Genomic DNA, 24,483 nt, shown 5'->3' with positions numbered 1-24,483 from the left:
TTGAAAGCAGTCCTGCCACCGGCCAGTCAAGCACCGTTTTTCAATCCAGAGGTATAAATCATGAAAACCGCGTTAGTGACCGGCGCCACGGGCCAGGACGGCTACTATCTTGTTGAGCTTCTGCTGCGCAAGGGCTATTCCGTTCATGGTGTCAAGCGTCGATCCAGTTCTTTCAACACCTCGCGCGTCGATCGCCTGCTTTACGATGCCACTGAGAATGGGCTGCCGTTCTATCTACACTATGGAGATTTGACGGACAGCACAAATCTGATCCGCCTTGTTCAATCCGTTCAGCCCGACGAGATTTATAATCTCGCAGCGCAATCGCACGTGGCCGTCAGCTTCGAGACGCCAGAGTACACTGCTAACGCGGATGCGGTCGGCACGCTGCGTCTCCTTGAGGCCCTGCGCATCCTCAACATGACCGACAAAACCCGGTTCTATCAGGCCTCCACATCCGAGCTTTATGGCAAGGTCCAGGAGATCCCGCAACGTGAGACGACCCCCTTCTACCCGCGCAGCCCGTACGGCGCGGCGAAGCTTTATGCCTATTGGATCACCGTGAACTACCGCGAAGCATACGGCATCCATGCCTCCAACGGCATCTTGTTCAATCACGAGAGCCCGTATCGCGGGGAAACCTTCGTTACCCGCAAAATAACCCGTGCAGTTGCCAAAATTCACCATGGGCTGCAGAAGAAGCTGTTGCTGGGCAATCTGAATTCGCTGCGCGACTGGGGGCATGCGCGTGACTACGTCGAGGGCATGTGGCTCATGCTGCAGCAGGAAAAAGGTGACGACTACGTTCTCGCCACGGGCGAGATGCACAGCGTGCGTGAGTTCGTCGAGCTTGCCTTCCAGCAGATTGGGCGTTCGATCTTCTGGCGCGGAAAAAACGTTGAAGAGCAGGGGGTGGACGAGCGGACCGGCGAGGTGTTGGTCGCCGTCGACCCGCGATACTTCCGGCCGACCGAAGTTGATCTACTGATTGGCGATCCCACGAAGGCGCGCGAGAAGCTGGGGTGGAGCCATCGCACCTCGTTCGAGGAACTTGTGCGAGAGATGATACAGAGCGACCTCGTCGAGGTGGTTGAAGAGCGCAAAAGGGTGTTCCACGATGTCTAGCACTGGCAATCCGGGAGCTCCTTCCACTTCCGCCCAAGGCACACCGCAGCTCTCACTGGAGGGCGCGCGTGTGTGGGTAGCGGGCCACCGCGGGATGGTGGGCTCAGCCGTGGTGCGGCGCCTTGAGGCAGGCGAGCGCTGCAGTGTCCTTACGGTCTCACGTCGCGACGTGGACCTCACTCACCAGGAGGCCACGGAGCGCTGGATCAAGCAGCAGCGCCCCGACGTGGTAGTGCTGGCAGCCGCAAAGGTGGGCGGCATATTAGCCAATAGTCAGTACCCAGCAGATTTCATCGGACAAAATCTGGCAATTGCGCTCAACGTCATCCGGGCGTCGCATGCAGTAGGCGTCCGAAAACTGCTTTTCCTTGGCTCAACGTGCATATACCCGAAGTTTGCGTCTCAGCCGTTGAATGAGGACGCGCTCCTGACGGGCCCGCTTGAGCCGACGAACGAATGGTATGCGGTCGCGAAGATCGCCGGCATCAAGCTGTGTCAAGCCTATCGTCTGCAACATGGCAATGACTTTATCTCGGCACAGCCGACAAATCTCTACGGTCCGAATGATAATTATGACCTGAACTCCAGTCATGTGATGGCTGCACTAATCGCGAAAATCGCACGCGCAAAGCAAGACAGCCTTGACACGGTAACGGTCTGGGGAACTGGGGAGCCGCGGCGCGAATTCCTCCACGTCGACGATTTGGCCGATGCAGTTGTATTTTTAATTAAAAACTACAGTGACGAAACCTCCATAAACATCGGAGTGGGAGACGATATATCGATCCGGCAACTTGCGGCTTTGATTGCAGAGATCGTGGGATGGCAAGGACGGTTCGCGTTTGATACATCCAAGCCGGACGGGACCCCACGCAAGCTCGTCGATGTCTCGCGCTTGCACAGCCTCGGCTGGAAGGCGCGCATTTCTCTTCCTGACGGCATCCGGCAGACTTATAGGGCGTATCAAGAGCAGATGCGGTCTCGATAACCAAGCCGTCTTGGCCCTCGCTTCGAGTTCCACACCGGCGCACCAGCATGAGCGGCCGGTGTGCGAGTCCCGTGACCGCACATCGGCATCCTCGATCCTCACCGCCGCCAGGGACAGTCGAGTTGATCATGAGGCAGGCCGGGCAGCGTCAATGGTGCCATCGATGATAATAACCGACGCCGACGCGGCGATCTGCTGTGTTAAGTCACACAACCGACATCGTAGCGCGGCAGACGACAAAACGGATCATACCTGTCCTGAACCACCTCACCGCAGCGCTGTCCCTCCGGTGGTTACACGGGACGTGTCGCGGAATCCAAGGAGAATCGAATTCAGCCCCACGCCACAGGCTTCAACAAGACGAGCTTGACAGTACGACTGGAGCCCAAGCGGACACCATGCTGCTTCCCACACCCGCACGTCGGCACACCGAGAGCCGTTCCCCATGCACTGCGTTCCATCGCAAGTGTCCGGCTGCAGTCGACTGGACCAAGCGAACTGAATCCTCTAATCACTTAACGTACTGAGTGCCACTCGCAACCATTGCATTCAATATCTGACGGACCATACGCATACAAAACTCTCATGCACGCCATCAACCGCAATGGAAAATAGGGGTACTAGAAAGTGGAAAAAAGGATTTCACCGGTTGCTGACTTGATAGAAAGTCTATTTGACCATCAGCATTACCTGCTGAATGTCGCACCTGGCCTGGGTGAAGTAGATGCTGTAGAGCATTTTTTCTCTGTTGGACAATATAGAAATTTTACATTCAATCCATTTTTCGATCCACTATGGTACGCGCACACCTCAGGTCAGTCAGGTACAACAGTAGAACTGTTTGAGAGCTACCTGTCGCGCACAAACGACATTCTAGAGTCACCCCATCCTTTATTTGATGGTAGCTACCTGACAGCACACCTTGGCGATGAGGTCCAAGAAAATCTCCTCGTTTACTTCATGCGCTATGCGGGCTCAATGCCTCATTGCGTCCCCGTTTCACCAACACCATTTTTTGACTACCGTCACTATATCCAACTCAACCCGGATGTTGCTGAAGCGGGAGTTCATCCTCTCCTGCACTATCTCAAGTATGGGTGGAAGGAGTATCGCGACCCCAACCCATACTTTCATTCTGAATGGTATTTGAAAGCTTACTCCGACGTTGCTCATGCGAATATCAATCCGTTAGTTCATTATGTAATGTCGGGAATACATGAAGGTAGACAGCCGCATTATCTGTTCGACCTTTCTTATTACTTGGCAGGCGCTCCAGATGTTGCCGGTAGCAAGATGAACCCATGGCTTCATTACATTACATATGGGGACAGAGAAGGGCGCTCAGGTCATCCACTTTTCAACCCAGATTACTATTGCGCGCAGAACAAGTCGGAGTTAATTGATTTACCTTTTGCGCACTATTCAATGTTCGGCTCGGTTTCGGACAAAAGTCCATGTCCGGCATTCGATCCGACGCATTACCGCTTGCTATACCCGGAGTCACTGTCCCGGCGCGGCGAGCCACTGCTAGATTATCTGCTCGCCCCAGCCGGTTGGAGGCGCCATTTTCATCCACTTATCGATGCCGAAGTTCAGAGAGGCTCATCAGCACGGGCATCATCGGCAATCGATCCGCTTACTGAATACGTTCAGTTCCGGTCCCATTTTCGTGCTTTGGACATCGCAAGAGGCGAAACCAGCATTCCAACGCCCAAGCGGGCGCTCCTTCCTAAGAGAGAAGTTAGTCCGTCAAATACCACAATCCCAATTCGCTCGGTCGCCGTCATCGTTCCTTGTTATAAATCTAACCTCTACTACCTTAAGGAGTGCATTGACAGTGTAAGATCTCAAACTTACGAGAACTGGGTGTTGATTCTTGTTGATGATTCTTCGGGCATTGATGAATTATCTGCATTTTTGTCCGGAGTAGCTTCTGCCGATCCAAGAATACATGTGATCACAAGTGAGGTAAACCTCGGTATATCTGGCGCAACAAACTTGGGTATTGAATCATCTGAATCTGATTACGTTGCTCTTCTCGACCATGACGACGTGCTAACGCCGTTAGCGCTTGCCAAAATGGTTCACGCAATTGAAGCCGCTGGAGCAGATGTTGCGTATTCGGACCAAGCGTACCGCACGACCCACAACACTGTCGACAGCACGTTCTATAAACCGGATTGGTCACCGGCCCTCTTTACGGGCGTAATGTATGTCGGTCATCTCCTTGTATTTCAGAGAAAACTAATTGAGAAAATCGGTCTGTTCGATTCAACTTACGACGGATGTCAAGATTACGAATACATGCTGCGGCTCAGCGAGGTAACAAACAAAATTGTGCATGTTCCCGAAATACTTTATCATTGGCGGAGAGCAGAGACCAGCATTGCTGCAAACGCTAACGTGAAAGGAAGGATAGAATCGAAGCAAGCCGCCGCCGTGAATTCGCATTTCGCGCGAGCCGGCATACCGCGCAGGGCGGAGCCTATTCCACATCTCACTCATCGCCTTCGAATACATCCATCTCGATCGCTCGATCGGTGTTGTGTCGATCTGATAGTCGGCCGACGAGAACCCAGTGGAACCAATGATCCTAGGGGAGGGTTAGATCTTGGACCGCATCAAATTTGCAGCGTCACAGCCGTAACGTGGGGCCGAAATCCAGCGTCCGCTATCAACATCGGCAGTGCTCCGTTTGTTTTATTTATCCACGAAGGATTAAGAGTCGACATTCCAGAGCTTATAGATTACTTGCTAATGTACGTCTTGCAGGACAATATTGCATTCGCAGGCCCAACGCTTGTCCAGGCCGACGGCACCGTTGCGGCTGCGGGCTACATTGCAAGCCCAACCGGCGGTATGGTACCTGCTTATCGCGGCACCGTCCCCGGCGAGGATGGTCATGCGGGGACGCTCGCCTGTGATCGCGAGGTCAGCATAATCAGCGGTGCTTGTGCACTTGCACGCCGATCCACGCTCGATGATATTGGCGGCCTTAACACAATGTACTCCAGCATTCACGGTGCGGTTGCCGACGCTTCATATCGCGCTTCCTTAGCAAGTCTGAGAAATATAAATGTAGCATCAAGACTCATAAATATTTCTGCGGAGCGAGAATTGTATGGACTAGCAGAAATTACGGACGAGACGATTTTCAGAGAAACACATGCTGTATCGTTGCGGCGTGGCGATCCGTTCTATAGCTCTGCATTTAAAGACAATCCTGCCAACTTCTCTTTACTGTGAGGAAATATGCGCATTGTCCTGATTTCACACTGCGATCTGAACGGAAATAGTGCTATGCATGTCTTTAGCATAGCGGAATGTCTGCGCAAGCTTGGTCACGATGTCGTCATGCTCATTCCGGCAGGGCTTGAGACGATCGGCGGACATCGTGAGCCGTGCTTTCCCATATTGACTTATGCGCAAGCGGAAGCCGCTAACTTTCTATTCGAAGGAAGCGAACACGCGGATATCATCCATTGTTGGACCCCTCGAGAGCACGTTCGTCAGATTACAGAGAAACTCCTCGCAAGGGAGCAATGTCCTTACATCGTACATATGGAGGATAATGAGGAAAAAGTCCTGCAGGACGAGCTGAAGGACGTGAGTTTTGACGAATTACGGCGGTTACCTGCTTTTTGTCTGGACAAAATAATAGCCCCACATAGATCTCATCCAATAAAATATCGGAACCTGATACGTGAGGCTGACGGCTATACGTGCCTTATAGACAAGCTTCTTGAATTCAAGCCTGAAGGTTTGCTCGGGCACGTATTCTGGCCTGGTTTCGATCCTGAGTTCCTGCCGCTTCCTGCTCGCTCGGTGGAGTTGCGTGAGAGCTTGGGAATAGACGAAGATGAAATTGTCGTATTTTATAGCGGCAATGTCCATTATTCGATTAAAGACGATGTACGAAATTTGTACCTTGCGGTTGCGCTGCTGAGAGCGCGCGGTCGCAAGATAAGGCTGTTGCGAACAGGATGGAATTATGCACAAGTTGATGCTGTCAGTGAAGCCGATATTGTCAGTTCCCGAATTGAGCTCGGCTTCGTCGATCGTGCTCAAATACCGCACCTGCTTTCATTGTCCGATGTACTTGTTCAGCCAGGAAAAAGTGATGAATTTAATGATTATCGGTTTCCTTCCAAATTGCCCGAATATCTTGTTTCGGGCAAACCTGTCATTTTGCCGAATAGCAATATCGGATCCTATCTGCGGGACGGCGTCGATGTGTTAAAGTTGTATGATGGAACATTGACCGAGTTAGTTCAAAGGATTGAGCTGGTTCTCGATGATGCGGATCTCGCGCGACGGATTGGACAATCGGGCAGGCAGTTTGCGATAGAAAGCCTGACATGGGAGCGGGCGGCGAATGGGCTCGTCGACTTCTACTCCCGAGTCATCGCCTCTTCATCCGAACGTCCGCAAGCAATCATCGGCAGCACCGTATCGTGTGAAGATTTTTCGTCACCAGGCTTACCGGTGAAGGCGATTGCATTTTATCTTCCGCAATTTCACCCAATTCCAGAGAACGATCTGTGGTGGGGTAAAGGCTTCACGGAGTGGACCAATGTCGCGCGCGCCCGACCTCAATTCCAGTCACACCGGCAGCCGCGTTTGCCGACGGAGCTCGGGTACTATGATTTGAGAGTACCAGATGTGATGCATGCTCAGGCTGCACTCGCCCAGGAGTATGGTATAGGTGGTTTTTGCTTCTATTATTATTGGTTCGACCGACGGCGGTTGCTTGAACGTCCTCTTGATATGTATCTTAACCAGGGACCAGATTTTCCATTTTGCATATGCTGGGCGAATGAAAATTGGTCGCGTAGATGGGATGGCTCTGCGAACAGCATCCTCGTCGAGCAAAACTACGAAGATGGGTTTGAGGACGCACTCATAAGAGACTTGGCGCATATTCTATTTGATGAGCGCTATATCCGCGTGGATGGTGCGCCTTTGTTGCTCATCTATCGTGTTACGGAATTTCCAGATCCGATAAAAAGCATAAAGAATATGCGGAATGCGGCGCAAGCGGCTGGAATTCCGCGACTTCACATCGCTGCCGTACAATCATTTGGTTTGGAGGATCCGAGGCTTTTCGGTGTCGACTCCGCCGTGGAGTTTTCACCCCCACATACGAATCGGCTACTGCTAAAGCCTAGTCTTGTAGGAGGTACCAACGAGAATTTCGTCGGTTACTTGGAGGATTACGTCGGCGTGGCATCGAGCAGCATAAACTCGCCTCCTACAGACTATGTTCGATACAGAGGCTGCTTCCCAATGTGGGATAATACGGCGAGGCGGCGCAACGCCGGCCACGTGTTCATTAATGAAAGTACGAAAGGGTATGCTTATTGGCTACGCTTTCTTGTCCACGAGGCGTTGGTGCGGCGCGATCAAGTTGAGCCAATGGTCTTCATCAATGCTTGGAACGAGTGGGCAGAGGGTACCTACCTTGAGCCGGACGAGCACTACGGACGGGCCTTCCTCGAAGTGACCAGAGAGGCTCTGGCGCAGGGAATAGCGGATTTCGTCGTCGGAGTACGTAATCCCGATCGTGAACGCGAGTTTGTGGAGTATGTATCACGGCTGGCGAAGGATAATGTCTGATATCGCTGCTAATAATACGTAGCAGGTTGGAGGCTTGACCGATATGGTTAGATATCCCTCTAAAATGAATGCACTTAAGCATCTTGCCGACATCGGAGTAACTTTCGGAACCATTATCGACGTAGGAACCCATGCTGAGACTCCCGAGCTCAGAGCGATGTTTCCTAATCAGAAGCATCTACTGTTTGAGCCAGCTGAGGAGTTTTTCCCTAAGATTGCGGTCAATTACGCTGGTATGAATTACGAGCTATTCCCTTTGGCCGTCTCTGACAGTGACGGCGAGGGTAAGCTTAAAAAAATTGCAATTTCTGGTGATGAAATTTCGCACTCAACACTTTCTTCCGAAGACGTGACCGCGAATCTCACGAATGTTTGTACGGCGCGCCTCGATACATTGTTGCGGGATCGCAATGATCCGCAACCTTATCTTCTTAAGATCGATGTTGATGGTTTTGAGATGCCGATACTGCGTGGCGTAGATGGCATTTGGGATCGTGTCGATTGTGTTATTATCGAAGCTACAATGGAAACTTTTGCCGAGCGTCTCTCATTCATTCAGCAGCGCAACTTTCGCATTTTTGATATCGTCGATCAGTGCTACTATAGCGGCGTTTTTTCGCAAGCCGATTTGGTCATGGTGTCCGATCGCCTTGTGAAACAGCACAGCCGGCTGCGCCCCTGGGAAACAGAGGAGTTCGCGTGGGAGAAGTGGGTGCCCGTTCCGAGCTATGAAGCTGTGGTCCAGAGTTCCTTCGGAGTTGAAAAGAATGACTGACGTACGTGAGTTTCTTAGGCAGAGTGCATTCGTTGCGGGGGAAACACAGACGCTCATCAGCCGTGTATCCGAAGCTTCGTTGTTTGCAAAAGTTGCCGCCATTAACGCATGCAATGGCAATCCCTTTCAGCCGTCATTGGTCTGGCATCCGTCCATCTTTGGAAGCTTGATGCAGCTCAATCTGAGGGAGAAGGTTTCACAGGAAATATTTCTTACTGGAGCGTTCGAGCCGGACGTGCTTTGGCTTCTGTCTTGTCTAGTCGATGAAGGAAGCATTGCGGTCGACTGTGGGGCTCATATTGGTTTCTTCACGTTGGCGTTGTCCAAGCTGGTTGGCGCGTCCGGCAGAGTGGAGGCATTTGAGCCGACTGCTTCCAGTAAAGCGTGTCTAGACACGAACCTCTGCAATGCCGGAGTCGCGAACGTGAAGGCGCATCAACTAGCTGTTTGGAGCGAGTCCTGTATTTTAGACTTCTATGATTATGGAGCTGAGTTGAGCGCATTCAATAGTGTTGGTGCCCCGCGGCTGGGTGGAGGTGCAACTTCGCCGAATGCATCTCTCGTGCGAGTGCCGGCAGTGGCCCTCGACACATTCTTTGAAACAGCAAATCTTGCGCCTGGATTTATTAAGTTGGACGTTGAGAATTCAGAGTATTTCGTGCTTACGGGACTGAAAAGAACACTTTCTGCTGTCCGGCCCCTGCTTGTTGTTGAGGTTGGAGATGTTGTTGGCGATCAGAAAAGCGCGGTAAGTTCGACTTTTGACATGCTTAAAATTCTCACAGATCATGCTTACTCGGTCTTCTCTATCAAGGCGTGCAGACTAAGCGCGTTAGATATTGCGCCAAACATAGTCTATGAGTATGGTAATGCTCTTGCTGTTCCTTCTGAGCGGGTGAATGAAATTCTTGAGCGGACGGCTGGGCAGAGCTAAGTGGTTCATCCGGCACGTTTTGAGGTATGATGATGGCTGTTCCTGGTGGGGAGATGGGCCATGGGTGGTCCCCCTGTTTGCCTGCGCGCAGGCGGCCGAGGAGGTGTCCGCGGTGGAGTGTTTGGCCCTCTCACGGACGGCCGAAGCCCGCCGGGTTGAGCGCGCCCGCCTCGTCTGGGCTGCCCACCAGGGGGAGATGCTGCCCACGAGTGCCACAGCGCTTGGCGTGAGTACCGAGACGGTGCGACGGCGCATTGTAAGCGCTGCCATCAGGCCACGGCTCTGAGGGCTTGTGCGCGCGGGTAGGCCCAAGGCCGCAACTCGTCAATGCGGCCGTTCGGATGTAAGCGTCTTCCTCAGGCCACATCCCTGAGCGTGGGCGTGACCGGGTAGGCCCAGGGCAGCAGCTCGTCGATGCGGCTGTTGGGATGGCCCTCGATGATGCGGGTGATCACGTCGGCAAGATAGGCCTGTGGTCCGACGCCCGTGAGCTTGCAGGTCTCGATCAGCGAGGCGATCACCGCCCAGTGCGCGGCCCCGCCATCCGAGCCGGCGAAGAGAGCATTCTTTCTCGTCAGGGCCAGGGGACGGATCGCGCGCTCGACCACGTTGGTGTCGAGTTCGACCCGCCCGTCATCGAGGAACAGGCTCAGGCCAGCCCAGCGGCTCAGCGCGTAGCGGATCGCTTCGGCCAGCTTGCTCTTCTGGCTGATGAGGGCGAGCTTCTCCCGCAGCCAGGGCTCTAGGGCCTCCAGGATGGGACGGCTGCGCGCCTGACGTGCGGTGCGGCGCTCCTCGGCAGGACGGCCGCGGATCTCGGCCTCGATCCGGTAAAGGCCCGCGATGCGCGTGAGCACCTCGGCCGCGATCGGCCCATCAAGATCGTAGAACGCCCGCCGTACATGGCTCCAGCAGTAGGCGAGCCGGACCTCGCCTTGCCTGGCCAGCGCCTTGTAGCCGTCATAGCCATCGACCTGCAGCACGCCCCGGAAGCCGGCAAGATGCGCGATGGGCTGCTTGGCCGTGCGGTCGGGTGCGTAGACGTAGGCAACGCCCGGCGGATCGGTGCCGCCCCAGGGCCGGTCGTCGCGGGCATACGCCCAGAGCTGGCCTGTCTTGGTGCGGCCGCGTCCGGGATCGAGCACCGGCGCGCTGGTCTCGTCGGCAAACAGCTTGCCCGAAGCCTTCAGCCTCCCCAGCAGCCGCGCGTGGACCGGCCGCAGCAGGAACGCAGCACGGCCGACCCAATCCGCGAGCGTCGAGCGGTCGAGAGCTATGCCCTGACGCGCGAAGATCTGTGCCTGACGATAGAGTGGCAGGTGGTCGGCGTACTTGGCGACGAGCACGTGCGCGACGAGGTCGTCGGTGGGCAACCCGCCCTCGATCAGCCGCGCCGGCGCGGACGCCTGCAGCACAATAGCCTCGCAGGCACGGCACGCGTAACGCGGGCGCCGGATCACAATGACCCGGACTTGGGCCGGTACGATGTCGAGGCGCTCGGACACGTCCTCGCCGATCCGGTGCAGGCTGCCCGAGCAGCAGGGGCAGACGGGGCTCTCGATGTCGACCACGCGCTCGACGCGCGGCAGATGGGCGGGCAGGGCCCCGCGATTGTTGCGCCGGCGCGCTGTACGCTCGGCCCTCACCGCCGGCGCGGTTTCCTCGGCCGCAAGACCCTCGGCTTCGACCTGCTCGGCCTCCTCCAGCCCGAGCAGGAGCTGGTCCTCGGGCAGGCTCTCGGCGCGACGGCCGAAGCGATGACGCTGCATCGCCTTGATGATCTGGCGCAGCCGCTCGTTCTCGGCCCGCTCCTCGGCGAGCAGCGCCTTGAGCGTCTCGGGATCGTCGGGCGAGGGTGAAGCAGGCGCAGCCACAAAGCGGATTAGATCAGATCACTCAGCCACTTACCAGTACGACGTCCCCTCGCGCCGTTCTTTTTGCTCAGCCTGCCACCGCTGGCGCGCTCACCTGACGAGCCTCGTGGACACGCTTCCAGTCCAGCCCTTCGAGCAGGGCCGAGAGCTGCGCAGCCGTGAGGCGCACGACGCCGTCCTGAGCCTTCGGCCAGCAGAATTGACCGTCCTCCAGACGCTTGGCCGCGAGAACCACCCCGCTTCCATCCCAGAACAAAAGCTTGGTCCGATCTGCCCGCTTCGAGCGGAACACATAGACCGTGCCGGAGAACGGATCCGCGCCCATCGCCTCGCGCACCAGCGCGGCCAGCCCGTCGATACCTTTGCGGAAGTCCACCGGCCGCGTCGCCAGCATCACGCGCACTGTCCCAGCCGGCCCGATCATGCCGAGACCTTCAGCGCCCGGATCACCGCCGCAATCTGAGCCTCGCTCGCCTCCCCGCCGATGCGGACCGTGGCGCCAGCTACTTCGACCTCAATGCCGTGACAGCCGTGGCGCCAACGCGGCTTGGGGCTCGTCTCTGCACACGCCGGCTCCTGCGGTTCCGAGATCAGCACGGCCGGCACGAACCGCAGCTCGGCCTGCTGATCATCCATCGCCGCTTGGCGCGCCAAGCGCCGCCACGTGAACAGCTGCGAGGCGCTCAGGCCATGCCGGCGCGCTACCGCGCTGATCGAGGTGTTCGGCGCCTCGCTCTCGGCGACAATGGCCGCCTTCTCATCCTCCGACCACGTCCGCCGCCGGCCGGCCCCGGTGAACAGCTCCAGGCGCCGGACCGGCTCCGACATAGCCATACGCTCTGACATCGACATAGGACGGAGCTCCTGACCCGCTCCGTATCCCATGCTCAGCCGAGCTCCCGAAAGGTGCCTCCAAAACGACGCTTACGAAAGCGCCTTTGGTACTTGGCAATGAGCTGCGGGTCGAAGCTGGCGTGACGGTCACGCGGGACGGCGAGCTCGAATTGCCGGTCTCGGTGGTGACGGTCTTGGTGCCGTAGCCGTTGCGGCTGTTGCCGGTCCCGTCCTAGCCGGCGAGATGGTGGTCCATCTCCGCGTTCAGAGCGCGTTCGGCCAAGGCCTTCTTGAGGCCGTCGAGCAGGCCGCCGGGGTCGAAGGCGGTCTTCGGATCAGCGCCCGCAAGCAGCTGATCGAGCAGGGCATCGGGGATGCTGGGGGCTTTGCGGCGGCCGTGGGCAATCTCCTGCGGTCCCATCATGCCCGCCCACACACGGAATTCCCGACGGTCCCGCGCAGCACCAGCTCGATCAGCTCCTCCTTGCTCAAGCGCTCAAGCTCGCTGCGACCCATCTCACGAGGGAATCAGTGAAATCCGCTCCCGGCAAGGAGCGGGGCTCCGGGCACAGGCGCCCGGCGCGTCAGCGCCCCGCCCAGCACACCCCGTGGGTAATTACCCGTCCCCTCGTCGATAAACAGCGCCTCGCAGACCCGGGCCACCGCCCAGCCGTCATCCAGCAGCAACAGCACGTTCATCCGCCGGTGAGCCGCGCTGTTCGTCTGCTGACGCATCATCCGCAAGGAAAAGACCCAGTCCTCCGGACTCAGCAAATCACCCGCCATCCCAAAAGGGAATCTCGTCCCTTCCCGCTTGAAAACGGATTTCTCGCGGAGGCGCGGTATATCACTCTATATCACTCTTCTGATCCCATCATGCGGCGGGCCTTCAGCGTCACCGCGAAGAGAAGCGCGCGACCCGCGGGTGCAATACATCCGGGACTGATGATGATCAGGAGTTGCTTGCCTCAACGATCCGAATCAGAGAGGGCTCCTGACCCCTTGGCAACCCAGGCACTCGTTCCTCAAATGAACCCGCCCGACGGCCTACCGGGCGGGCTTCGTCGTTTCAGAGATTAATCGGCAAAATGGAGGTAGCCCTGAGGCCCATGGTGTGGCCTCCTGCCGCTCCATGCATCCAACATAACCTTCAGCTCACCCGGCTCACAGGTGCAGTGGGCTTTGTTATTTGTCGTGCAACTTTAGAACGGGAAGAACACGAGACAATTATCTCTATCGTTGGCGCCATTCGGGATCTTGACTATACAGCCTTCGCGCCCAGCGTTAAGGATGTAGTCGCGCCACATCGGAATTTCGTGGTATGCAACATCCTCAAGGATGAAGATGCCGCCGGGCTTCACGTGGTCCTTTGAGTTCTCAAAAAACCGGAGGTTCGCGCTAAACTCATGGAGGCCATCGTCGACTACGACGTCTAGGGGCTGACCGATCCGCTCCCACATCTGGCCGATGGTGTGTGCATCACACTGATCAACGAAGAATGTATCGATTGATCGCGATGAGAAAAGGATGCGGCGGTCAACGTCAGCGCCGAACACGTGGCCGTCACCTAGAAATTCACGCCAGCCGCGAAGTGACGCACCGGGCACCCCGGTCGGTCCCATTGAGGAAGGAACGTCCTCGTAATTGGTTCCAATACCGACTTCCAGCAGCTTAGCGCCGTGGTTTCGATATTTCCGTAAAATGAAATGGTAGAAATATGAGTAGTTATGCCATGCAAGTGCCTTGTCGCTTTCTTGATAATAGAATACCTCGCACGTCTTTGTTGGATTTTTGAAGAAATAGGGATATAGAAACATAAGTATTTCGAGCTTCAGCGCTATGGCGCTGCCGCCAACAGATGAAAAGAAATCCGAGCTCACGCGGCTTTCGTGGGCCCGATATGTGTCTTCTGTAACGAAAAGCGGTTCCGAGTTAAGAATAACACCATTTCCAAATTTTGTTTCTTCACCGTACCAAGACGCTGTTGACTCCCAGTTGACCATCCCTTCGCTGCCAGTCACCACGAAAATCCGGTCGTCATCAGCGAGGAACAGCAGAGCGAGCGCCGTCAACATCGGGCCCGCGAAAATATTGACCTCCTCCATGGCTGTGAGATGTGGCGACATGCGCACGACATCGCGCGGCATCGCCTCCGGGACGGTGGCAACCGCAAGCATCAACTCGGTCAGGTCGGATCGTGGGCCAGAGGCAAAAAGGCTTGACTGACAGAAACCATTCTCGGCAAGAATGAGCGTGTAACGTGAACTGAGGATAGCTGCGCGGATATCGGGAGAGACGGTGATCCCAAGGTCCGTATAAAGCCCGCCCATACGATTGACGACGAGCATACGGAGCAGATCAGCGGCCAGAACGAAGCGCTTGTTGCTTACAAGCGCTTCAAGCTTCGGATAGACTGAGTGTTGCGCGAAACTTTCCATGCGCATGAGTTGACCTGTGAGCCCTCTTGCGGCAAAGAATCCTTTTATATAGATTTCAACTTCATATGAATTTGTCCAAAAAATGTTCTGCCATTCACCATCTTCCGACTGGATCTGCTCAGCAGCGAGATTCAGGAAGCGCTCTTTAGGAAACGACGGCTTAGCCGGATTGGTCAACCAAATGCGATGGCGGATTGCGGGGATCTCGTCGCCGCGGGCCGGCTTCGCACTCTCCATAAGAGACGCATCGAAAGCTTTCTGCCAGGATTCGATCGTATCGCTGAACCATGTCTCCGGCTTGCTGACGCGCTGCGTCAGAGCCACCGTCATCGGGTATAAATTCGGCGCAGCCTTTATGGCGCTCTGCGCAAGTAGGTGCATCTTTCGAATCGTCTCAATGACATCGCGGCGTTTGCTAACCATGTCCGATCCTCAGGAAGTTACGCTCGGGGCGTGTGCCCCGGCAGCCATGGCACCAGTCGCTCGACAACGCAACACCGAGACTGGCTATTGCCTCCAAACACGTGAGCCAACGCGATTAAAGACAAAACTTGCTTCACGTGGCCGCCAATGTGCGGTGAACGAATGTGTCGGTGCGCTCTGCTGGTGCAACCATGATATTTCCTTTTCGTACATTAATGTCAGGCTTTGCAGCTGGTTTTGGTATTAGACGATTCTTTATCAGATGAATTTCGTAATTGAAGTTGCTCAGAAACTTACAGGATTTAGTGCCCGTTTGAGAATGGCTATGGGCGGCTAATGCGGCGCAGGAAAGGGCTGCCCATACTAAGCCAGAGCATAGCCTCGGAGACATCGCAGCGCACCTCATAGTTGCGCACCAGACACCGCTAGCGCATCGTCCAAACGACGAAGGCGCGTTCCTCAACCTGTACTTGCACCAGAAAGGCGGAGGGCTCTTTCCGTGAGGGACGAGGTCTCCGATATCCGAACCGAAGAAGCGTTTCACTCCCGAGTTTCGTGCTGAGGCAGGGCGGCATGAGCGGGACTGAACTCGATGAAGCCTATCTCGTAAGCGAGACGGGGAGTCCGCGTGGTGCGACAAGCTCGTTATGGTTTTTCGTGCCATTTCCACATCGCGGCATAATCGCTCTGCTGTGGAGTTGTGCCCGTAGTTTCAGAAGCTCCAATCTTCCGAGCCGCAACAAACAGGTATGTGGGATAGGGGGTCGATCCGATTTCCTCCCGACGTCCTGTCACAGCCGGATCTGGCGCATCCATGCCATTTGGCATCCCGGCGCAAGGCATCAGCATGATACGCTCAACCGCAAAATCTCCACTCTCGCGAAAATAACTCCAGAACAGTTCGGGGCTGAACTGATAAAACCCGTGCCCAAGCTGGTTGTTGGCAGCATTTACGGATATAAATAATCCACCAACCCTCAGCATTTTACGTACATTTTCGAGCGCGTTTGGTAAGTGAAATACATGCTCAAGGGTTCCGCCATCGAAGATAGTGTCAAAGGTGTTGTAATTATCTTCAGAAATAGGTGTGTTCAAATCATGAATAATGTCGGCCCCCTCGAATGAGCTGATATCCATAGATTTTATACTGGAACTTCCCAAAGAGACAAAAAGTGATTCGCAAAAATGTGTCTTTCCAGCAATGTCATCGAAAGAGAGATGACTATTGTAACGTTGAAGAACATCCTCAGCGCTGCGCCTTTGCTCTGGCCCAATGTGAAAACCTTGCCGTCCCAACCAGAGTGTATCGCCGAGCGATCTCTTCAAGAGAGATGAAAGTCCGACTAGGAAATCAAGCACATACACATCCACGCCCATTCCAGCCACCCTTTCTCGGACCGCCTGCCGCATCTCGGTACTGATTTGGCAGGGCAGTCGCAAGCCTTGGTCCGCCCCGGAATGCAGTCCAAACCGCGCAACCGGCCTTACGAGTGCCGCGACGAGCGAACCAGCATGCACTTGCGCGTCATACGCAGACGCAAAATCACATTGCGACGCAGATGTTTATCGCTGCAGCAGTCTTCCAGGCCACACTCAACCACAAACTATGAGACCTGTGCGCGCTTCCGCGAAGATACCATTCATAGTGCCTCGCCATGCCGGGCGGGTCCCGGATGTTGTGCTTCGAGCGCTTCGCGCACAGGTCTCATCATACCGGTGAGCGGATGAAAGGACTCTCCCGCGCCGGGCAGCCTCGCTCATCGTAGGCGGCGGGATCTCCTGGCCGTTCTCGGCGTAGGCTCGGCGCGGGTTGCGGAGTCTTATGCAAGCCTCATCGGTATTCTGTCGCTCCTGTTGATCGCTTCTAATCTAAAGTCCGCACCGATGCAGGTCATAGGTTAGTTTATATGGTACGCCGCTTTAAACTCATTAATTGTGTATTTGCGCCCTGAGGGATCTTTGATTGACACGTTTACAAAATGTTTATTCAGCAAAAAAGCTGCCCGGTCTAAAGCCTCCCCCACCGTCTGGCAGGGGTCCGCAATCCCACCGACCTGACCTTGCGCCGTCACGAGGAAGAACATGGCAGCCTCCGATGTCCCGATTCAGAACAACGTGCTCTCCTGGGCGGTGTTGCGTCGGAGTGATGGCGCTTTCGAGCTATTTACCTTTATTGATCCTGGCCAAGAGGATCGCCGTCGTCACCGCCATTACGCACTTGCGTCTCGGGCGCGTTCTCCCGAGCGGGCACCTCGCGGGCGAAGGGATCGCGGTGGGGACGCCCATCACTGAGCGCCCCCTCCCGCACAGATCCGAGGGTGCTCAATTCGGGCACTCGGCTCCCACCTCAGGTGTTTGACGGCGAAGCGTTCGCTCGGCCAAGGATGGAGGACGCGGAGCCCCGGCACCCAGTCGTTGGCGAGCTTCCTTATCTGCGCCCAAGTGGTGATGTCCCTCTCGCCGCACCGCCGCAGCGAGCGGCGGCAGAGTTCGACCACCGTGTCACGGAGTGCACTGAGTGCCCGAGGGTTGGTCGGCACCGCGTGAGAGTTGAAGAAGCCGCTCATCACCTGGGCAAGCCACGCCCCCTGGACGGGGATCGGCTGGTGCCGCCGTTGCCGCAGCTCCTCCACGTCTTTGAGCTTCCGCCCGCATCCGGTCGCGGCAGGTCAGCCGCAGGAGCAGAGACCTGCCCCTGAGGGATCGGCCGCAGACGAAGGTGAAGCCAAGGAAGGTGAAGGTTTCCGGTTTTCCCAAGCCATGCCGGACCCGTGTGGCTGCCGCGAAGCGGCCGAACTGGATGAGGCGCGTCTTCTCCGGGCGGAGCGTGAGCAAGGAGGCAAGTGTTCGTGACTGCGACCTGGCCTGGACGAGAAGGAAGACCAGGAGTCGGTCGCGGGCGCGGCCGATCTTGGCCTGGAGGGCCTGGGTGAAGTCGCTGCAGCTTGACGCGGCCAGGATCTCGGACAGCCGCCGCTTGGCGGCCAGGGTCAAGGCCGCCAGATCCGAGACGCGCGCGGCGAGTGCAAACATCGCCTGTAACCAGAGCTGCAAGCGCGACGGCACCGGATCCTCGCTGGGCTCGACCGCATAAGCGATGTCGCGCGCCAGACGCGCCAACCAGGCTTGGTAGTGCAGGCCATGGCCTTGCGCCGTGTGTCGGTCCGACAGCCACATTGCGGGCCGGTGCCCGCTCATCATCTCTCGTACGACGCAGGCCGCCTGCGTCGGGGCGGCGTGATGGACCACCGCGTCTGCCGAGTGGAACACCCAATGGTAGGCGTTGCTGCCCTCGATGCGCACGCCAGTCTCGACTGAGGCGACGTCGTCGTCGTGGCGCAGCGCTGACACCGCCGCCTTGCAACCGGGCCGGAACCGCCCTTGCGCGCGGCGGAGCAGGTTCATCAGTCCGCCCTGGCTGAGCGTCAGCCCGAACAAGTCGGACAGCACCGCCTGCAGCCGCTCGTAGGAGAGGGCCTGAAAGGTCTTGAGGTAGGTTGCCACCGCGTGCAGGCGCGGACCGAACGGCGTGCCGAGCGCCTCCTTCGGCACCGGGGCGACGACCCGTGCCCCGCAGGACGGGCAGCGGACAGCAAAGCGCCGATGCTGGGTCACCACGGGCGCCGCCACCGGCGGATCGATGTGCTCGCGGACGCTGACACAATCGGCGGCCACATCGAAGGAGGTCCGCGCCGCAGCTGGTGCAGCGCTCCGGGCGGTGCGCGACAACCTTATCGGGCGTCGCGCTGATCACCCGACTGTGGCTTCGTGACCCGGCTTGGCGCCGCCCGGCTTGGCCTGCTCGCGCCGCTCCTTGCGATCCGTGGACGGCGGCTTGGAGGAGGTGCGCGAGGTCTTCTCGGGCCGCTGCAGCGCAGCAGCAGCTCGATCAGCTCCTCCTTGCTCAAGCGCTCAAGCTCGCGGCGGCCCATCCCACGAGGGAATCAGCGAAACCCGTCCCGCGCAAGCGCATGGGTAATTACCTCGAATGAGTGATTTGCGCGCCTTTCCTTTGGTGTTACGCAATTTCTGAAGCCGGATCTGCATGTCGAAAAGGGAGGAATACAGAATGGCGGCTGTCACGCTATTCGACCTCGACAGCGCGAGCTCAGGGCTCAATGCGCCGCCCGGCGCGTCCTTGAGCTTCGCGACGGCCACTCGCGGCGTCGCTGCGGATCTCAACACCGGCACTTGGTCCTCGGCGCCGTCCCTCATGCCATTCGGTGACTCAATCACCAATGGCGACGCCCCCGATGGCATGGATGAGCACGGGTATCGCGGCTACTTCTGGTCCAACATGACAGCAGCCGGAAAGCTGTTCGACATGGTGGGGCCGAACTCCAATGGCAACGTTCCCGATCCGGACCACGCTGGTTTCCCGGGTGAAAGGTCAGGCGATCTTCATGAAATCTTGCCGGGATTGCTGGCAACCTATAACCCGGACGCAGTTTTGTTGATGGCTGGCACCAACGATGTCCTTCAGGAGGCCAATCCTCAGAACACAGTGGGCCCCGAATTAGCTGCGATGCTCGATGAGGTAGCGGCGCACAACCCTGCCACGCATGTCTACGTCGCCACCCTTCTGCCGGTTGCTGCCGACACGACCGGCAAGGTCAACGCCGTCAACAATGTGATACGGGCCGATGTCGCCAGCGCTATTTCCGACGGGCAGAACGTCAGCTTGGTGGAAATGGCTGGTTTCACGACAGCCGATCTATTTGATGGCATCCATCCAAATGAGCAGACCTATCAAAAAATCGCCGGATACTGGTCATCTGCTGTACTAAATAATCCGCCAAATCCACCCACAACAAACACGATCAACATAGCTGTAACGGATATCACCGGAAGCACATACAACGATCTGCTGACGGGAGACGGTCGGGCAAACCATCTAACTGGCGGAAATGGATACGACTGGCTTAGTGGAGGTGCCGGCGATGATCAGCTCGATGGAGGTGCCGATGACGATACAATCGTGGGCGGTGCCGGTACGGATACGGCCTACTACGTTGGCAATCGCTCCGATTACGCCATCACGCGCCTCGCCGACGGCAGCTACGAGGTGCGGGATCTGCGTGGTGGCGCGCCGAGCGGCACGGACACGCTGATCAGCGTCGAGCGCGCTCAGTTCGACGACCAAACCATTCAGTTGGATGGTGTTGCCGGCCCCGGGCAGGGCAAGATCGCCAACATCGCCTGGCACAACAGCAATGGCCAGAGCGCCCTGTGGGTGATGGACGCCAACCAGATCCTCTCGGGCGACCTCGTCAGCCTACAAGGTGCGGTGGTCGCTCCGGGTCCTGACTGGAGAGCTGTCGACGCAGGAGACTTCAACGCAGACCGAGCCACTGATCTTGTCTGGCGCAACCAGGGTGGCCAGCTCGACCTCTGGAGTATGAACGGGGCTGAGATCGTCTCGAGCGACCATGTCACCTTAGGAGGAACAATTGTCGCCCCAGGCTCCGAGTGGAGCCTCGCCAATGTGTCGGACTTCACAGGCGACAACAAGAGCGACATGCTCTGGCGCAATGCCGATGGCCGGCTCGACCTCTGGACCATGAACGGTGCCCAGATCGTCAGCAGTGACCACGTCGCTCTCGGAGGGACAGTCGTCGCACCCGGCTCGGACTGGAGCCTAGTGGACGGCGCCGATTTCAACGCCGACGGCTGTGAGGACCTCCTGTGGCGTAACAGCAACGGCCAACTCGACCTCTGGACCATGAATGGTGCCCAGATTGTCAGCAGCGATTACGTCACTCTCGGAGGAGCAGTCGTCGCGCCCAGCCAGGAGTGGAGCATCGTCGGTGTGGACGACTTCACGGCCGACGGTCGCGCCGACATCCTCTGGCGCAACAGCAATGGCCAGCTCGATCTCTGGACCATGAACAGTGCCCAGATTGTCAGCAGTGATCATGTCACCTTGAACGGAGCGGTTGTCGCGCCTGGCCCGGAATGGAGCGTTGCGGAAATGGGCGACTACGGTGGCGATGGCTACGCCGATGTGCTGTGGCGCAACAGATCGGGTCAGCTTGACGTCTGGATGATGAACGGGGCGCAGCTGGTGGCGAGCAACCAGGTGAGCCAGGGTGGTACCAGCGTGGCTCCTGGCTCTGACTGGAGTGTGATCAGCTAAGTGGTTCATCCGGCAAGTTATGCGGCCTTGGCAGGAGCGCGATGCCAGGCGGGCGGCCTGGGCGAAGACGGCCTCTTTGGCCCCAGACGAAGGGATGGCGATGCGCATTCCAGTAAGCCGTCGCTTGCGCGATGGCGGCGGTGACCTCGTCCCCGGTCTCGAAGCGACGGCCGGCCAGGGCGAGCGAGCGCAGCACCTTCCACCACGGCTCGATCAGGGTGAGGTCCGCCGCATAGTTCGGCTGGACCACATCTCCCAGCGGGGATGGGCCAGCAGGAACAGCAGCACGTCGGTGGCGCGATGGCTGCCCAGGTTGTCGGCGACGGCGTCGATCCGCGTGACCTCCGCGGCAGCCAGCTCTCGACGTTCTCCAGGAAGGCCACCCAGTGAGCAGTGCCCGGCCCGGGTCGGGGCGCGTGAAGGCGGCGCCCGTCGCCGGGCAGAACGCCCCGAACACATAGCCTTTGCCACGCCGGCCAGAGTCGATCTCCTGCCGGGCACGCCCTGCGGGGTCTGAGCGGGGGCGGACGAGGGTCCGGCTCGGGTGCACTGACGCATATGGATGATTCAGATCAGTTGCCTACAACCACGTGCCGTGGCAACCAAAACGGCGGGGCTCAGTGGATATTCTGAATGCGTCAGCGCACTAGATCTATGTTCTGGAAATATTACTAAGTAAAATTAAAAATGTTCGGCGCCGTAATCAGGCGATCACGACGCCGAATTCAGATATTAGATGTTGACTTTGATTTGTTCACAGTTGATTGCTAGATAAGTTTCCAGTCATTTCCCACGACTCCGAGGTCATGAGATTCGATATTTGCGTTAATATTTGACCAGGTGACCACCTGCCCGCTGTCGTTGCGCCACAACAGGTCGGCCTTGCCGTCGCCGCCGAAATCGCCGGTGCCCTGGATCTTCCAGCTCGGGTCAATCGAACCGTAATCGTGTGAGGTCAGGCTCCCGTTGAGATCGGTCCAGGTGACCACCTGCCCGCTGTCGTTGCGCCACAACAGGTCGGCCTTGCCGTCGCCATCGAAATCGCCGGTGCCCTGGATCTTCCAGCTCGGGTCAATCGAACCGTAATCGTGTGAGGTCAGGCTCCCGTTGAGATCGGTCCAGGTGACCACCTGCCCGCTGTCGTTGCGCCACAACAGGTCGGCCTTGCCGTCGCCATCGAAATCGCCGGTGCCCTGGATCTTCCAGCTCGGGTCAATCGAACCGTAATCGTGTGAGGTCAGGCTCCCGTTGAGATCGGTCCAGGTGACCACCTGCCCGCTGTCGTTGCGCCACAACAGGTCGGCCTTGCCGTCGCCATCGAAATCGCCGGTGCCCTGGATCTTCCAGCTCGGGTCAATCGAACCGTAATCGTGTGAGGTCAGGCTCCCGTTGAGATCGGTCCAGGTGACCACCTGCCCGCTGTCGTTGCGCCACAACAGGTCGGCCTTGCCGTCGCCATCGAAATCCCGATTTAAGTGCGGAGTGCCACCAGGTGTGGGACGGGCGATCTGGTAGCTCGGACTGAGACCTTGGGATGTCTCATTCATCAAAATAGAAATAGTGTCGTCATTGTAATTCGGAATGACAGCATCAGGCTTGCCGTCCTTGTTGATGTCGGAGAGGGCGAACAGCTGCGGGAAATTGCCAGTGCTGATTGATGTCTGCGCCTGGAAGGTGCCGTCGCCGTTTCCGAATAGAGCCGAAAGCGAGGAGGAGCCGCCATTGGAGACCAGAATGTCCGATCGACCATCGCCATTCACGTCGGACAGGGCTACGGCATAGGCCCCAGTGCCGGCCTGATAGGTCACGCCCGGCTTGAACGTCCCATCACCGTTTCCGAGCAGCACGGACACATTGCCGTCTGCGTAGTTGGCAGCAACGAGATCCTGCTTGCCGTCGCCGTTCAGGTCTCCCACGGCAACGCCGTTCGGCACCGAGCCGACCGGAATGGAAGAGCCTGCCGTGAACGTTCCGGTTCCCGTCCCGAGCAGGATCGAGAGCGTGCCGTCGGTATCATTCGCAGTGATAAGGTCGGCATTTCCATCCTGATTGACGTCTGCGACAGCGAGGAAGTTCGGGCCTACGCCCGTCGGGTAGCTTGTCTGAGCCTGGAAGGTTCCGTCGTTGTTTCCGAGGAGAACTGAAACGGTATTCGAGTCGGAGTTCGCGACAACGAGATCGGATAAGCCGTCGTGGTTGAGGTCGCTGACGACGAGACCCTCCGGAGCTAGCCCAACGGTGTAGTCGGCTCCGGGACTGAAGGCGCCGGTTCCATCGCCGAACAAGATCGATACGCTGCCATTCCCGTTACCCGTGGCCGTGAACCCCGCGAAGGCGTTCAGCACAGCGAGATCCACATTGCCGTCGTGGTTGAAATCCCCGGTTCCGACGACGTAAGGGCCAGCGCCGGCCGCCACCGAAACCGGCTGTTGGAAGGTGCCGTCGGCCTTCCCGATCAGGACGGAGAGGTACCCGGATCCGTAGGTGCCGTCCGGATTCTGGGGCGAGCTATGGAGGTTCGAGACGATCAGGTCGCCGATCCCATCGTGATTGATATCGGCGACGGCGACGGAGGCTGGAGCGGGGCCGACCGCGTATGTCTGGCCCGTACCGAAGGTACCGCTGAACGCATTTCCTGCGATGTCCTTGATGCTGCCGCCCAGAACCTGAAGGGCGAGTGACCCGCTTCCGGTTCCGGTCGTGACATCGACCGTGTAAGCTTGCCCGTTTGACCCAGGCACCGCCGTGATGCTCGCAATGGCCGCGCCCTGCAGGCCTCCCGTGCTGATGAGGGAGAAATCGCTCGCTTGCGGAGCCGTTACGGGTTCCGAGAACGCAACCGTGAACTGAACAGTGCTGGCGCTCGTGCTTGTGGGCCCAACGAGCGAGACTCCGCTCAAGCCCGGAGCCGTCGTGTCGATCGTAAGATCGAGGGGCGACGAGAGGTTTGACTGGGAAACCCCATCATCCGCAATCGCGAAGATCCGGTAGGTTCCATCGGCAAGGTAAGTTAGATCGGGAGATGCGAGTGTGACTGTGAACTTGCCATCCGCGTCAGCAATAGCGCCGCCGAGCGCTTGATCCGGGAAACCGGCGATGCCGTCGCGATTGACATCATCGAACAAAATCACGCGATTGCCCGGTGTTGCCGTTCCCGTCACCGTGATGAATTTTGTTTGTGTAATGCCGTCAGAGGCGGACGAGCCGGTATCCTGATTGGGGCTAAGGGTAAATGTGGGTGTGCTCGTGGTCATGGTGCCTCCGAGGTCCGGGAATGACTTGAATCACATCTCTGCATATCGCTGTGAGATTGGTGTTAATTTCCGAGAAAGATGAGCAG

At 57.6% G+C, this 24,483-nt stretch carries 16 protein-coding genes and 2 pseudogenes; 8 read left to right on the top strand and 10 right to left on the bottom strand.

Annotated features, from left to right (window positions below; translation table 11 throughout):
* Positions 1 to 60 precede the first annotated feature (60 nt).
* The 6 genes from gmd (at position 61) to MNOD_RS44275 (ending at position 9,438) form a co-directional block, all read left to right on the top strand.
* The gene (gene gmd / locus MNOD_RS29900) at positions 61 to 1,125 is read left to right on the top strand and encodes a GDP-mannose 4,6-dehydratase (protein WP_015932703.1); all 1,065 of its coding nucleotides are present in this window, start codon (positions 61 to 63) and stop codon (positions 1,123 to 1,125) included.
* Between the two features lie 94 nt (positions 1,126 to 1,219).
* The gene (locus tag MNOD_RS29895; RefSeq protein WP_050783430.1) at positions 1,220 to 2,113 is read left to right on the top strand and encodes a GDP-L-fucose synthase family protein; all 894 of its coding nucleotides are present in this window, start codon (positions 1,220 to 1,222) and stop codon (positions 2,111 to 2,113) included.
* A 627-nt stretch (positions 2,114 to 2,740) separates the two neighbouring features.
* Positions 2,741 to 5,359 carry a glycosyltransferase gene (locus tag MNOD_RS44290; RefSeq protein ID WP_015932701.1) on the top strand — a complete coding sequence of 873 codons (2,619 nt, stop codon included), beginning with the start codon at positions 2,741 to 2,743 and terminating at the stop codon, positions 5,357 to 5,359.
* Between the two features lie 6 nt (positions 5,360 to 5,365).
* Positions 5,366 to 7,729: a glycoside hydrolase family 99-like domain-containing protein gene (locus MNOD_RS44285; RefSeq protein WP_015932700.1), complete on the top strand. Its 2,364-nt coding sequence runs from the start codon at positions 5,366 to 5,368 to the stop codon at positions 7,727 to 7,729.
* A gap of 64 nt (positions 7,730 to 7,793) precedes the next feature.
* The gene (locus tag MNOD_RS44280; RefSeq protein WP_198157555.1) at positions 7,794 to 8,504 is read left to right on the top strand and encodes an FkbM family methyltransferase; all 711 of its coding nucleotides are present in this window, start codon (positions 7,794 to 7,796) and stop codon (positions 8,502 to 8,504) included.
* Complete coding sequence (locus tag MNOD_RS44275; protein ID WP_015932698.1) at positions 8,497 to 9,438, top strand: FkbM family methyltransferase; 942 nt, start codon at positions 8,497 to 8,499, stop codon at positions 9,436 to 9,438. Before MNOD_RS44280 ends, MNOD_RS44275 begins: the two co-directional genes overlap by 8 nt.
* 356 nt (positions 9,439 to 9,794) lie before the next feature.
* Here MNOD_RS44275 and MNOD_RS29870 read toward each other — a convergent pair whose 3' ends face one another.
* The 9 genes and pseudogenes from MNOD_RS29870 to MNOD_RS29835 all read right to left on the bottom strand — a co-directional run.
* Positions 9,795 to 11,312: an IS66-like element ISMno13 family transposase gene (locus MNOD_RS29870; RefSeq protein ID WP_015930855.1), complete on the bottom strand. Its 1,518-nt coding sequence runs from the start codon at positions 11,310 to 11,312 to the stop codon at positions 9,795 to 9,797.
* A gap of 67 nt (positions 11,313 to 11,379) precedes the next feature.
* Positions 11,380 to 11,736, bottom strand: coding sequence for an IS66 family insertion sequence element accessory protein TnpB (gene tnpB / locus MNOD_RS29865; protein WP_015930854.1), 357 nt, complete (start codon positions 11,734 to 11,736; stop codon positions 11,380 to 11,382).
* The gene (tnpA, locus tag MNOD_RS29860) at positions 11,733 to 12,140 is read right to left on the bottom strand and encodes an IS66-like element accessory protein TnpA (RefSeq protein WP_244424538.1); all 408 of its coding nucleotides are present in this window, start codon (positions 12,138 to 12,140) and stop codon (positions 11,733 to 11,735) included. Before tnpA ends, tnpB begins: the two co-directional genes overlap by 4 nt.
* A 101-nt stretch (positions 12,141 to 12,241) precedes the next feature.
* Positions 12,242 to 12,567, bottom strand: a pseudogene (locus MNOD_RS44270) (transposase); the annotation flags it as partial.
* A gap of 107 nt (positions 12,568 to 12,674) precedes the next feature.
* The gene (locus MNOD_RS29850) at positions 12,675 to 12,932 is read right to left on the bottom strand and encodes a hypothetical protein (RefSeq protein WP_015932696.1); all 258 of its coding nucleotides are present in this window, start codon (positions 12,930 to 12,932) and stop codon (positions 12,675 to 12,677) included.
* A gap of 416 nt (positions 12,933 to 13,348) precedes the next feature.
* Entirely contained in the window at positions 13,349 to 15,007 is a 1,659-nt protein-coding gene (locus tag MNOD_RS29845) for a glycosyltransferase (protein ID WP_015932695.1), read from the bottom strand.
* A gap of 645 nt (positions 15,008 to 15,652) precedes the next feature.
* A complete protein-coding gene (locus MNOD_RS44265; protein ID WP_157091593.1) occupies positions 15,653 to 16,384 on the bottom strand; it encodes a class I SAM-dependent methyltransferase in 732 nt (243 codons plus the stop codon).
* Between the two features lie 521 nt (positions 16,385 to 16,905).
* Positions 16,906 to 17,091, bottom strand: coding sequence for a hypothetical protein (locus MNOD_RS47255; protein ID WP_015932693.1), 186 nt, complete (start codon positions 17,089 to 17,091; stop codon positions 16,906 to 16,908).
* Between the two features lie 761 nt (positions 17,092 to 17,852).
* A pseudogene (locus tag MNOD_RS29835) lies at positions 17,853 to 18,939 on the bottom strand (IS66 family transposase); the annotation flags it as partial.
* Between the two features lie 137 nt (positions 18,940 to 19,076).
* Here MNOD_RS29835 and MNOD_RS41860 point away from each other — a divergent pair.
* Both MNOD_RS41860 and MNOD_RS50125 read left to right on the top strand, forming a co-directional pair.
* Positions 19,077 to 21,143, top strand: a complete 2,067-nt coding sequence (locus MNOD_RS41860; RefSeq protein ID WP_015932692.1) for a GDSL-type esterase/lipase family protein — start codon at positions 19,077 to 19,079, stop codon at positions 21,141 to 21,143.
* Positions 21,144 to 21,407: 264 nt separating this feature from the next.
* The gene (locus MNOD_RS50125) at positions 21,408 to 21,533 is read left to right on the top strand and encodes a hypothetical protein (RefSeq protein WP_280113434.1); all 126 of its coding nucleotides are present in this window, start codon (positions 21,408 to 21,410) and stop codon (positions 21,531 to 21,533) included.
* Positions 21,534 to 21,910: 377 nt separating this feature from the next.
* Here the strand turns inward: MNOD_RS50125 and MNOD_RS41855 are convergent, their stop codons facing one another.
* The gene (locus tag MNOD_RS41855; RefSeq protein WP_015932691.1) at positions 21,911 to 24,397 is read right to left on the bottom strand and encodes an FG-GAP-like repeat-containing protein; all 2,487 of its coding nucleotides are present in this window, start codon (positions 24,395 to 24,397) and stop codon (positions 21,911 to 21,913) included.
* Positions 24,398 to 24,483 lie beyond the last annotated feature (86 nt).

This window comes from Methylobacterium nodulans ORS 2060 (assembly GCF_000022085.1).
Taxonomy (GTDB): Bacteria; Pseudomonadota; Alphaproteobacteria; order Rhizobiales; family Beijerinckiaceae; genus Methylobacterium; species Methylobacterium nodulans.
Note: the sequence above shows the minus strand (reverse complement) of the source record. Positions and strands in the feature narration are given on the sequence as shown.